This window comes from Micrococcus sp. KT16 (assembly GCF_003315015.1).
Classification (GTDB): domain Bacteria; phylum Actinomycetota; class Actinomycetes; order Actinomycetales; family Micrococcaceae; genus Micrococcus; species Micrococcus luteus.
Genome location: NZ_QNRG01000014.1, coordinates 50,910 through 62,417, shown reverse-complemented (window position 1 = coordinate 62,417; position 11,508 = coordinate 50,910). Strand labels below are relative to the sequence as shown.

Sequence of the window (11,508 nt, the reverse complement as noted above, 5' to 3'; positions counted from 1 at the left end):
CACCTGAAGCAGTGGCGGGGCCTGGCGACCCGGTATGACAAGTACGCGATCATCTACAGGGCCGCTGTGGTCCTGAATGCTGTGATCGCATGGTCAAAACGATTGTCAGACATGCCCTAGGCGGACGGCCCGGGCCGACGGAGGAACCGTCGGCCCGGGCCGTCGGGCGCCGTGCGGGCTCAGAGCTTCGAGCCGATGAGGTCTGCGAAGTCCATGAGCTGGGAGGTGTAGCCGTACTCGTTGTCGTACCAGCCGATGATCTTCACGGTCTGGCCGATGGACTTGGTCAGCGGGGCGTCGAAGGTGCACGCCGCCGGGGAGGTGATGATGTCCGAGGACACGATCGGGTCCTCCGAGTAGACCAGGCGGCCCTGCAGCGGACCGGACTCCGCGGCCTTCTTGAACGCCGCGTTGATCTCCTCGACCTCCACGTGGCGCGTCAGCTCCACGGTCAGGTCGGTGGCCGAGCCGGTGATGGTGGGCACCCGCATGGCGAAGCCGTCGAGCTTGCCCTTCAGCTCCGGGATGACCTCGCCGATGGCCTTGGCCGCGCCCGTGGAGGTGGGCACCATGTTCTGGGCGGCGGCGCGCGCCCGACGGCGATCCTTCTTGTGCACGTTGTCGTGCAGGTTCTGGTCGCCGGTGTACGCGTGGATCGTGGTCATGATGCCGTCCACGATGCCGAACTCGTCGTTGAGGACCTTCGCCATCGGGGCCAGGCAGTTCGTGGTGCACGAGGCGTTCGAGACGATGTGCATCGTCTCCGCGTCGTAGGTGTGCTCGTTCACACCCATCACGAAGGTGCCGTCGACCTCCTTGGCGGGAGCGGAGATGAGGACCTTCTTGGCCCCGGCGTCGAGGTGGGCCTGCGCCTTGGGGCCGGTCGTGAAGATGCCGGTGCACTCGATGACCAGGTCCACGCCGAGCTCACCCCACGGCAGCTTCGTCGGGTCGGCCTCCTGGAAGAACGCGACGTCGCGGCCGTCGATGCGGAACCCCTTCTCGGTCCGCTCCAGCTCGCCCGGGTAGCGGCCCAGGATGGTGTCGTACTGGGTCAGCCAGAACAGGTCCTCGGGGTCGGCGAGGTCGTTCACCGCGACCAGCTCGAGGTTCTCGTGGCCGCGGTCCCTGAGCACGCGCACGATGTTGCGTCCGATGCGGCCGTAGCCGTTGATGGCGATCTTGGTCATGGTGGTCTCTCTCGTTAGTTCGCGTTGCGTGGTCCCCGTGGCGGTGGGTCCGGGGCGGTACGGTCGAGCGGTCGCGCCCGGTCCGGGCGCGCGGTGGGGACAGGGCCGGAGCGCCGAGCCCCTCCCCGCATCGGGGCGCTGACGTCGTGGGGCCACGACGTCAGCGCCCCGGTGCGCGGTGTGGATCAGGCCGGGAGGATCAGGCCGGAGGCGCCGGCGCGGGCGGCCTCGAAGCGGGCCTGCACGTCGGCCCAGTTCACGATGTTCCAGATCGCCTTGACGTAGTCCGCCTTGACGTTCTGGTAGTCGAGGTAGAAGGCGTGCTCCCACATGTCCAGCTGGAACAGCGGGATGGTGGCGACCGGCACGCCGTTCTGCTGGTCGTAGAACTGCTCGATCACCAGGTTGCCGCCGATGGGCTCGTAGGCCAGCACGGCCCAGCCGGAGCCCTGGATGCCGAGGGCGGCGGCGGTGAAGTGGGCCTGGAACTGGTCGAACGAGCCGAAGTACTCGTCGATGGCGGCGGCCAGCTCGCCGGTCGGCTTGTCGCCGCCCTCCGGCGAGAGGTTCTTCCAGAAGATCGAGTGGTTCGTGTGCCCGCCCAGGTTGAAGGCGAGGTCCTTCGACAGCTGGTTCACGGAGCCGAAGTCGCCGGCCTCACGCGCGGCGGCCAGCTTCTCCAGGGCGGTGTTCGCGCCCTTGACGTACGTGGCGTGGTGCTTGGAGTGGTGCAGCTCCATGATGCGGGCCGAGATGTGCGGCTCCAGCGCGGCGTAGTCGTAGTCCAGCTCCGGAAGGGTGTATTCGGTCATGCTTCCTCCTTGGTCAGGCGAGGCTGCGGGCAGGACGCCCTCGGCCTCCTACCTCGGGCAACCTCGCGTCTCGGCGGCGTATTCCGTCCGTCTCCATTGTGATCGGGGGCGGAGCGCCGGGGCCAGATCCCGTCGACGGTGATCCCGCGCTCAGCCTTCGGAGGCCGCGTCCGTCCCGGGGATGCCCCGCTCGGCGGCCCGCTTGTCCGCCATGGCCAGTAGCCGGCGGATGCGCCCGGCGACGGCGTCCTTGGTCATCGGCGGGTCCGCGAGGCGGCCGAGCTCGTCGAGGGAGGCCTGCTTGTGCTCGAGGCGCAGCCGTCCCGCGTAGCGAAGGTGGTCGGGCACCTCGTCCCCGAGGATCTCGAGGGCCCGCTCCACCTTCGCCCCGGCCGTGACAGCGGCCTGGGCGGAACGGCGCAGGTTGGCGTCGTCGAAGTTCGCCAGGCGGTTGGCGGTGGCCCGGACCTCTTTGCGCTCGCGCCGCTCGCGCCAGAGGGTCGCGGTCTGCTCCGCGCCGACGGCGGCGAGCAGCGTGGCGATCGCCTCGCCGTCGCGGACCACGACGCGGTCCGACTGACGCACCTCGCGCGCCTTCGCCGCCACGCGGAGCCGACGCGCGGCCCCCACCAGCGCGAGCGCGGCCTCCGGGCCCGGCGTGGTCACCTCGAGGGCCGCCGAGCGGCCGGGCTCGGTGAGGGAGCCGTGGGCCAGCAGGGCCCCGCGCCACACGGCGGCGGTGGCCGCCGTCGTCCCGCTGACGAGGACCGGCGCGAGGCCACGCACGGGCCGTCCCCGCTGGTCGATGAGCCCGGTCTGCCGGGCGAGGTCCTCTCCCCCGCGCACGACCCGGAGCACGTACCGCTGACCACGGCGCAGGTTGCCGCCGGAGACCACCACGATCTCCGGGGCCAGGCCGTACAGCTCGGTGATGGCGGCGCGCAGGCGGCGCGCACTGGCGCCGTGGTCCAGTTCAACCTCCACGACGACGCGGCCGGCCACGAGGTGCAACCCCCCGGCGAACCGCAGCATCGCCGCGGTCTCCGCCCGCCGCTCCGGGGTCGCGGCGACCGGCACACGGGCCAGCTCCTCCTTGAGGGTCATGGTCAGCGCCATGCTCGTGCTCCTTCTCGGCGAGGTGCGCGCGTCAGTGGGTCATCGCCTCGTCGATCGCGACGGCCAGGCGCAGCGGGTCGTGGACCTGGGGATCCTGGGCACTGCTCACTCTACTGAACGCCACGCGCGCGCCCATCCGGGCCGCCTCGGCCTCCACCGCCGCCCGGTCGGTGACCGCGTCCACGTCGGCGATCACCACGTCCAGCCGGAGGTCCGGCGCATAGGAGCGCAGCACCTTGAGGTGGTCGGCGTGGGTGAGGCCGGTGGTCTCCTGGTCTCCCGTGCGCAGGTTCAGCACCATGAGGCGCCGGGCGGTGGTGGCGGCGAGGGCCGCGCGCACGTCCGGCATCAGCAGGTGCGGCAGCACCGACGTGTACAGCGAGCCGGGTCCGAGCACCACCCAGTCGGCCAGCTCGATCGCCGAGAGCGCCTCCGGGGTGGCGGGGGCGTCGGACGGGCTCAGGCGGACGTCGGTGACGCGCCCCTCGAACGCGGCGACCGCGAGGGCCACCTGGCCCTCCACGCATCGGGTGCGCAGGCGGCCGTCCGGGCCGGCGCTGAGCACGTCCCCGCCGATGGTCAGCGGCACCCGCGAGACCGGCAGGACCTCACCGTGCGCCCGCAGCAGGGCGCCGGCCCAGCGCAGCCCGTCCACCGGGTCGCCCAGCAGCTCCCAGAGGGCGACGATCAGGAGGTTCCCGAGCGCGTGGTTGTCCAGGGTGGCCTGGTCGGCGGGCACCTCGGTGGAGCGGAAGCGGTGCTGCATGACGTGGGCCCAGGTCCGACCCCAGTCGGTGTCGTCGCACAGGGCGGCCAGCGCCATGCGGAGGTCGCCGGGCGGCAGCACCGCCATCTCCCGGCGGATGGTGCCGGAGGAGCCACCGTCGTCCGCCACCGTGACGACGGCCGTGAGGTGCCCGGCCACGTGCCGCAGGGCCGCGAGGGACGCGGAGAGGCCGTGGCCGCCGCCGAGGGCGGTGACCCGGGCCGTGGGGCGGGACATGCCGGCGCCCACCCCGCGCCCTTCCGAACCCATCCCGGGCGGCAGGGGCAGCTGGCCGGTGAGCGGGGACGTCATTCGCGCCCCATGTCCCGGTGCTGGACGTGCACCGTCACGTGGGGCACCTGGGCCAGACGCCGGGCCAGCTCCTCGGCGACGGCCACGGAGCGGTGCTTGCCGCCCGTGCAGCCGATGGCGAGCGTGGCGTAGTGCTTGTTCTCCCGCCGGTAGCCCTCGAACACCGGCCCCAGCATGGCGACGTACGCGCGCAGGAAGTCCTCGACACCGGGGCGGGAGAGCACGTAGTCCGCGACCGCGGCCTCCGTGCCCGTGTGCGGACGCAGCGCCGGCACCCAGTGGGGGTTGGGGATGAAGCGCATGTCCGCCACGAAGTTCGCGTCCGCCGGGACGCCATACTTGAACCCGAAGCTCATGATGGTCAGGCGCAGCGTGACGGGGCCGGACTCCGAGAACAGCTCGGTGATCTCCGTGGCCAGGCCGTGCACGTTCAGCTCGGTGGTGTCCACCACGACGTCGGCACGCGCCTTGAGCGGCTCGACGACGTCCCGCTCCGCGCGGATGCCGTCCAGCAGCCGGGCGTTGCCCTGCATCGGGTGGGGGCGGCGGCCGGCCTCGAAGCGTTGCAGGAGGACGTGGTCCTCCGCATCGAGGAACACGGTGCGATACTCCACTCCGCTGTTGGCCAGGTGCTGCAGGGCGGCGTACAGCTCCTCGAAGTAGGAGCGCGAGCGCACGTCCACCACGATCGCCAGGCGCGGGAACGCCTCCGGCGAGCGGGCGATGAGCTCGGCCAGCGTGCCGAACAGGGCCGGCGGCATGTTCTCCACCACGTCCCAGCCGTGGTCCTCGAGCGCGTGCGCGGCGGTGGTCCGTCCGGCGCCGGACATCCCGGCGATCACGAGCACCTCGGATGTCGGCGGCTTCTCCGGCTGGAGGGTCTCCTCGATCATGACTCCACTGTATCCGCGGGCGTGTCGGCCGTGAGCGCCGTGTGGACGGCCTCGGCCAGCCGCGGCCCGATGCCGGCGACCTCGGTCAGCCGGTCCACGCCGGCGGCCCGGATCTCGGCGACGGAGCCGAAGTGGTTCAGCAGCGCGGTGCGCTTGGCCGGGCCCAGGCCCGGGATCCCATCCAGGGCGGAGACGGTCATCGCCTTGGACCGCCGGCTGCGGTGGCCCGCGATCGCGAACCGGTGCGACTCGTCACGGATGCGCTGGAGCAGGTACAGGCCCTCCGAGGTGCGCGGCAGGACCACCGGGAACTCGTCGCCCGGCAGCCACACCTCCTCGAGCCGCTTGGCCAGCCCGACCACGGGCAGGTCGTCCAGGCCCAGCTCCTCGAGGACCGCCGCGGCCGCGGCCACCTGGGGCGGGCCGCCGTCGACCACCACGAGCGAGGGCGGGTACGCGAAGCGGCGCCCCGCCTCCTGATCGTCCCCCTCGACCTGACCGGAGAGCGGGGCGCCCTCCGCGCGCTCCTTGGCCAGGCGGGCGAAACGACGCCGCAGGACGTCGCGCAGGGACGCCGTGTCGTCCCGGGCGGCCTCCCCCGTGACGTTGAAGCGGCGGTAGTCCTTCTTCTTCGGCAGCCCGTCCTCCATGACGACCATCGAGCCGACCACGTTGGTGCCCTGGGAGTGGGAGATGTCGTAGCACTCGATGCGCAGCAGGGGCTCGGTGATCTCCAGGGCCTCCTGCAGCTCCCGCAGGGCGGCGGAGCGGGTGGTGAGGTCCCCGGACCGCCGCGACTTGTGCAGCTTGAGGGCCATCTCCGCGTTCTCCCGGACGGTCTCCATGAGGTCCGCCTTCGAGCCCCGCCGGGGCACGCGCACGGCGACCCGGGACCCGCGCAGGCCCGAGAGCCACTCGGTGAGCTGTGCGGCGTCGCCGGGCTCGACCGGGACGAGGATCTCGTGCGGGATGCGCTCCGGCCCCTCGAGGTCGCCGTAGACCTGCTGGAGCAGGTGCGCGACCATCTCCGGCTCGGCGACGTCCTCCACGCGCTCCATGACCCAGCCGCGCTGGCCGCGGATGCGTCCCTGCCGGACGTGGAACACCTGCACCGCGACCTCCAGCTCGTCCGCGTGCAGGGCGAAGATGTCCGCCTCCGTGTTCTCCGGCAGCACCACGGCGTTGCGCTCGAACACGCGGCGCAGCGCGGCGATGTCGTCCCGCAGCCGGGCCGCGTCCTCGTAGCGCAGCTCCTCGACGGCACGGGCCATGGCCTTCTCCAGCTCGCGGATGAACCGGTTCGCGTCCCCGGCCATGAAGTCGCAGAAGTCCTGGGCCAGCGCGCGATGGTCCGCCGGGCTGATCCGGCCCACGCAGGGCGCCGAGCACTTGCCGATGTAGCCGAGCAGGCACGGCCGGTCCTGGGCGCGGGCCCGCTTGAACACGCCGGCCGAGCACGTGCGGACCGGGAAGACGCGCAGCATCAGGTCCACGGTCTCGCGGATCGCCTTGGCCGGGTGGAACGGGCCGAAGTACTTCACGCCGGGCTTCCGGTCGCCGCGCATCACCTGGACGCGCGGGAACTGCTCGTTCATGGTCACGGCCAGGTACGGGTACGACTTGTCGTCCCGGTACATGATGTTGAACCGGGGGCGGTACTCCTTGATCCACGTGTACTCGAGCTGGAGCGCCTCCAGCTCGGAGCCGACGACGGTCCACTCGACCGCGGCCGCCGTGAACACCATGGTCCGGGTCTTGGTGGCCAGCCGGGCGGGGTCCTGGAAATAGGAGCTCAGGCGGGCGCGCAGGTTCTTCGCCTTGCCGACGTAGACGACGCGTCCGTCCGCGTCGCGGAAGCGGTAGACGCCGGGCGACGTGGAGATCTCGCCCGGAGCCGGGCGGTAGGAGGCCGGATCAGCCACGGGCACCCGGGGCGGCGTTGTAGGCGTCCACCCGCTCCTGCCCCGAGAGCGCGCCGATGGCGTCCATGATCGCCGCCGTCGCGTCGCGGCGCTGCGGCAGGGTGTGTCGACGCCCGGGGTGGCCGAAGTCCAGGGGCGCGCCCACGCGCACGGAGAACCGGTGGGGACGGAAGCCGTTCGTGTCCGGCGGCTGGAGGTGCTGCGTGCCGACGAGGCCCACGGGCACCACGGGTGCGCCGGTGGCCAGGGCCAGCCAGGCCGCACCGGTGCGGCCGCGGTAGAGGCGGCCGTCGCGGCTGCGGGTGCCCTCCGGGTAGATGCCGACGCCCTGGCCGGACTCGAGCAGGCCCACGAGGGACTCGAGCGCGGCCACGGAGGCGGCCTGCTCGCCCCGGCGGACGGGGACGGAGCCCACGGACTCGAAGAACCGCCGCCGGACGCGGCCCCGCAGGCCCGCGCCCGTGAAGTACTCCTCCTTGGCGAAGAAGTGGACCGGGCGGGGGGCGAGGGCCTGGAGGATCACCGAGTCGACGAAGGACAGGTGGTTGGAGGCCATGACGAAGGGGCCCCGCGCAGGGACGTGCTCCATGCCGACGACCTCGGGGCGGCAGGTGAGCCGCAGGAGCGCGGCGGCGCTCCTGCGCACGGGCTCCGACGTCGCCATGGCTCTCCTTCGTCCGCGTCCTGCGTGGGCGGGGTCCATGCTACGCGAGCAGTTCCGCGAGGAACCGGCCCGTGTGGCTCTCCGCGACGTGTGCGACCTCCTCCGGCGTGCCCGCGGCCACGATCGTGCCGCCCCCGGAGCCGCCCTCGGGGCCGAGGTCGATCACGTGGTCGGCACTCTTGATCACGTCGAGGTTGTGCTCGATGGTGAGCACCGTGTTGCCCTTGTCCACGAGGGACTGGAGCACGTGCAGGAGCTTGCGGATGTCGTCGAAGTGCAGCCCCGTGGTCGGCTCGTCCAGCACGTAGATGGTGCGGCCGTTGGAGCGCTTCTGGAGCTCGGCCGCCAGCTTCACGCGCTGGGCCTCGCCGCCCGAGAGCGTGGTGGCGGGCTGGCCCAGGCGGACGTAGCCCAGACCGACGTCGACGAGCGTGTCCAGGTACCGCGAGATGCGGGTGTACGCGCTGAAGAAGTCCGCGGCCTCCTCGATCGGCATGTCGAGGACCTCGGCGATGTTCTTGCCCTTGTAGGTGACCTCGAGCGTCTCCCGGTTGTACCGGGCCCCGTGGCACACCTCGCACGGCACGTAGACGTCCGGCAGGAAGTTCATCTCGATCTTCAGCGTGCCGTCCCCCGCGCACGCCTCGCAGCGCCCGCCCTTGATGTTGAAGGAGAACCGGCCCTGCTGGTAGCCCCGGACCTTCGCCTCGGGGGTCTCTGCGAAGAGCTTGCGGATCGCGTCGAACACGCCGGTGTAGGTGGCGGGGTTGGAGCGCGGCGTGCGCCCGATGGGGCTCTGGTCCACGTGGACCACCTTGTCCAGGTGCTCGAGCCCCTCCACGGACCGGTGCCGGCCGGGCACGAGCTTGGCGCCGTTGAGCCGGTTGGCCAGGACCTTGTAGAGGATCTCGTTGATCAGCGTGGACTTGCCCGAGCCGGACACACCCGTCACGGCCGTGAGGACCCCGAGCGGGACCTCCACCGAGACGTCCTTCAGGTTGTTCTCCTGGGCGCCGCGGACCGTCAGCACGCGCCCCTTCTCCGGGACGCGACGCCGCTCCGGCACCGCGATGGAGCGGCGCCCGGAGAGGTAGTCGCCGGTGACGGACCGCGTGTTCGCCTTGAGATCCGCCAGGGAGCCCGAGTGCACGACCTCGCCCCCGTGCTCGCCCGCGCGAGGACCGATGTCCACGATCCAGTCCGCCTCGGCGATCGTGTCCTCGTCGTGCTCGACGACGATGAGGGTGTTGCCGAGGTCCCGCAGGCGCAGGAGGGTCTCGATGAGGCGGCGGTTGTCCCGCTGGTGCAGGCCGATGGACGGCTCGTCGAGCACGTAGAGGACGCCGACCAGCCCGGAGCCGATCTGCGTGGCCAGGCGGATGCGCTGGGCCTCGCCTCCAGAGAGGGTGCCGGCCGGCCGCTCCAGGTTGAGGTACTCCAGGCCGACGTCCAGCAGGAACGCCAGCCGGGCCAGGATCTCCTTGAGCACCTGGTCCGCGATCTGCCGCTCCCGGTCCGTCAGCCGCAGCCCCGAGAAGAACTCCATGGCCTCCCGCATGGGCAGGCGGGTGGCGTCCGCGATGGACAGGCCGCCCACGAGCACGTTCAGGACCGTGGGGTTGAGGCGGGCCCCGTGGCACGCCGGGCACGGGATCTCCCGCATGAACGACTCGTAGCGCTCGCGGGCGCCGTCCGACTCGGTCTCCCCGTGCTTGCGCATCACGTAGGGGATGACGCCCTCGAAGCCCGTGGTGTAGCGGCGCTCGCGGCCGAACCGGTTGCGGAACGTCACCTCCACCTTGAAGTCCTTGCCGTGCAGGACGGCGTCGCGCTCCGCCTCCGTCAGGTCCTTCCACGGGGTGTCCAGGGAGAAGCCCATCTCCTTGCCCAGCCCGCCGAGCACGCGCAGCCAGTAGTCCGAGGTGGACTTGCCGAGCGACCACGGCACGACGGCGCCCTCGCGCAGGGACAGCTCGTCGTTGGCGACGACGAGGTCCGGGTCCACCTGCAGACGGGAGCCGATGCCGGTGCACTCGGGGCACGCGCCGAACGGGTTGTTGAAGGAGAACGAGCGCGGCTCGATCTCGTCCACGGTCTGCTCGTGCCCGTTGGGGCAGGAGAGCTTCTCGGAGAACGAGCGGTACCGGGGGTTGCCCTCGGCGTCCCGCCCGCCGAACTCCGCGGTGTTCTTCCTGCCCTTCTCGGCGACCGGCTCCACGTCCACGAACTCGGCCACGACGAGGCCGTCCGCCAGCTTCAGGGCGGTCTCCACCGAGTCGGTGAGGCGCTGGCGGATGCCCTCCTTCATGGCGAGGCGGTCCACGACGACGGCGATGGTGTGCTTGACCTGCTTCTTCAGCACGGGCGGGTCCGAGAGCTGGACGGTCTCCCCGTCCACGACGGCGCGGGCGAAGCCCTGCGTGGACAGGTCCTTGAACAGGTCCACGAACTCGCCCTTGCGGCCGCGGACCACGGGCGCGAGCACCTGGAAGCGGGTGCGCTCGGGCAGCTCCTCGAGCTGGTCCACGATCTGCTGCGGGGTCTGCCGGCTCACCGGCTCGCCGCACTGCGGGCAGTGCGGCACCCCGACACGCGCCCAGAGCAGGCGCATGTAGTCGTAGATCTCGGTGATGGTCCCCACCGTGGAGCGCGGGTTGCGGTTGGTCGACTTCTGGTCGATGGACACGGCCGGAGACAGGCCCTCGATGAAGTCCACGTCCGGCTTGTCCACCCGGCCCAGGAACATGCGGGCGTAGGAGGAGAGCGACTCGACGTAGCGTCGCTGGCCCTCGGCGAAGATCGTGTCGAAGGCCAGGGAGGACTTGCCCGAGCCGGACAGACCCGTGAACACGACCATGGCGTCCCGCGGGAAGCTGACGTCCACGTCCTTCAGGTTGTGCTCGCGGGCGCCCTGGACGACGATGCGGTCCCGCTCGCCCGAGCGCGCGCCGCCGGGGCCGGAGGCGAGGCCGCCGGGGTGGGCCTCGACGGCGGAGGAGACGGTGGTGGAGGAGTTCTTGGGCACGCGGCCAGCATAGGGGCGGGTACGGACACGACACCGGGGTCTCGCCTGTGGGCGAACCCACCGCGGGCCGGGCCCGCCCTGGCGCCTCACCGCCCCGTCCGTACACTGTTGCGCATGCCCGAGACCGCCCGGAACCGCCTCCTGCACGATCTGCCCGCCGTCACGGTGCGCACCTGCTCCGTGTCGGAGATGGACAACAACGTGTACCTGCTCACCTCCAAGACCACGGGGGCGCAGGTGCTGATCGACGCCGCCGCCGAGGCCGAGGCCATCCGCGACCTCATCGCCTCGGCCGCGGACGACACCCCGTGCGAGCCGCGCCTCGAGATGATCGTCACCACGCATCGACACTGGGACCACGTGCGCGCGTTGCCGGCGCTGGCCTCCCTGACCGGGGCCCGCACGGCGGCCGGCGAGGACGACGCCGACGCGATCGCCGAGGCCACGGGGGTCGCCCCCGACGTGCGCCTGCGCCACGGGGACACCGTGGGGGCGGACGGGCTCCGGCTCGAGGTGGTGGCCCTGCGCGGCCACACGCCCGGGTCCATCGCGCTGGTGTGCCGCCCCGAGGCGGACGAGCCGGCCGTGCTCTTCACCGGCGACTCCCTCTTCCCGGGCGGGGTGGGCAACACCGAGGGCGACGACGGCCGGTTCCGTCAGCTGTTCACGGACGTGAGCGATCGGATCTTCGACGCGTTCGACGACGACGTGGTGGTCCACCCCGGCCACGGCGCCTCCACGACCCTGGGCGCCGAGCGCCCCCACCTGCCGGAGTGGGCCGAGCGCGGCTGGTGACGGTGCGCCCGGG

At 71.9% G+C, this 11,508-nt stretch carries 9 protein-coding genes and 1 pseudogene; 2 read left to right on the top strand and 8 right to left on the bottom strand.

Features of this window, described 5'->3' with window-relative positions:
• Positions 1 to 120: pseudogene (locus DE149_RS10110) on the top strand (IS5/IS1182 family transposase); the annotation flags it as partial.
• A 59-nt stretch (positions 121 to 179) separates the two neighbouring features.
• On the opposite strand, the gene gap reads toward DE149_RS10110, so the two are convergent.
• The 8 genes from gap to uvrA form a co-directional block, all read right to left on the bottom strand.
• On the bottom strand, positions 180 to 1,190 hold the full coding sequence (gene gap, locus DE149_RS10105) for a type I glyceraldehyde-3-phosphate dehydrogenase (protein ID WP_041105191.1): 1,011 nt from the start codon (positions 1,188 to 1,190) through the stop codon (positions 180 to 182).
• 185 nt (positions 1,191 to 1,375) lie between these two features.
• Positions 1,376 to 2,002 (bottom strand): superoxide dismutase, encoded by a 627-nt coding sequence (locus DE149_RS10100; RefSeq protein ID WP_036315296.1) that lies wholly within the window; start codon positions 2,000 to 2,002, stop codon positions 1,376 to 1,378.
• A 150-nt stretch (positions 2,003 to 2,152) separates the two neighbouring features.
• Positions 2,153 to 3,118, bottom strand: coding sequence for a DNA-binding protein WhiA (gene whiA / locus DE149_RS10095; RefSeq protein WP_036315298.1), 966 nt, complete (start codon positions 3,116 to 3,118; stop codon positions 2,153 to 2,155).
• A gap of 31 nt (positions 3,119 to 3,149) precedes the next feature.
• Positions 3,150 to 4,196, bottom strand: coding sequence for a uridine diphosphate-N-acetylglucosamine-binding protein YvcK (yvcK, locus tag DE149_RS10090; RefSeq protein WP_049147872.1), 1,047 nt, complete (start codon positions 4,194 to 4,196; stop codon positions 3,150 to 3,152).
• Positions 4,193 to 5,089, bottom strand: a complete 897-nt coding sequence (gene rapZ, locus DE149_RS10085) for an RNase adapter RapZ (protein ID WP_070709578.1) — start codon at positions 5,087 to 5,089, stop codon at positions 4,193 to 4,195. The genes yvcK and rapZ overlap by 4 nt, the downstream gene beginning before the upstream one ends.
• Positions 5,086 to 7,011, bottom strand: coding sequence for an excinuclease ABC subunit UvrC (gene uvrC, locus DE149_RS10080; RefSeq protein ID WP_170747622.1), 1,926 nt, complete (start codon positions 7,009 to 7,011; stop codon positions 5,086 to 5,088). Before uvrC ends, rapZ begins: the two co-directional genes overlap by 4 nt.
• On the bottom strand, positions 7,004 to 7,675 hold the full coding sequence (locus tag DE149_RS10075) for a 1-acyl-sn-glycerol-3-phosphate acyltransferase (protein ID WP_095346652.1): 672 nt from the start codon (positions 7,673 to 7,675) through the stop codon (positions 7,004 to 7,006). The genes uvrC and DE149_RS10075 overlap by 8 nt, the downstream gene beginning before the upstream one ends.
• A gap of 40 nt (positions 7,676 to 7,715) precedes the next feature.
• Positions 7,716 to 10,700, bottom strand: coding sequence for an excinuclease ABC subunit UvrA (uvrA, locus tag DE149_RS10070; RefSeq protein WP_036315307.1), 2,985 nt, complete (start codon positions 10,698 to 10,700; stop codon positions 7,716 to 7,718).
• Between the two features lie 114 nt (positions 10,701 to 10,814).
• On the opposite strand from uvrA, the gene DE149_RS10065 reads away from it, so the two are divergent.
• Positions 10,815 to 11,495, top strand: coding sequence for an MBL fold metallo-hydrolase (locus DE149_RS10065; protein ID WP_036315309.1), 681 nt, complete (start codon positions 10,815 to 10,817; stop codon positions 11,493 to 11,495).
• Positions 11,496 to 11,508: the final 13 nt, after the last annotated feature.

Coding starts and splice junctions, on each gene's coding strand:
- DE149_RS10075 (WP_095346652.1), bottom strand. CDS start 7,675: ATGGCGACGTCGGAGCCCGTGCGCAGGAGCGCCGCCGCGCTCCTGCGG.
- DE149_RS10065 (WP_036315309.1), top strand. CDS start 10,815: ATGCCCGAGACCGCCCGGAACCGCCTCCTGCACGATCTGCCCGCCGTC.
- rapZ (WP_070709578.1), bottom strand. CDS start 5,089: ATGATCGAGGAGACCCTCCAGCCGGAGAAGCCGCCGACATCCGAGGTG.
- yvcK (WP_049147872.1), bottom strand. CDS start 4,196: ATGACGTCCCCGCTCACCGGCCAGCTGCCCCTGCCGCCCGGGATGGGT.
- DE149_RS10100 (WP_036315296.1), bottom strand. CDS start 2,002: ATGACCGAATACACCCTTCCGGAGCTGGACTACGACTACGCCGCGCTG.
- whiA (WP_036315298.1), bottom strand. CDS start 3,118: ATGGCGCTGACCATGACCCTCAAGGAGGAGCTGGCCCGTGTGCCGGTC.
- gap (WP_041105191.1), bottom strand. CDS start 1,190: ATGACCAAGATCGCCATCAACGGCTACGGCCGCATCGGACGCAACATC.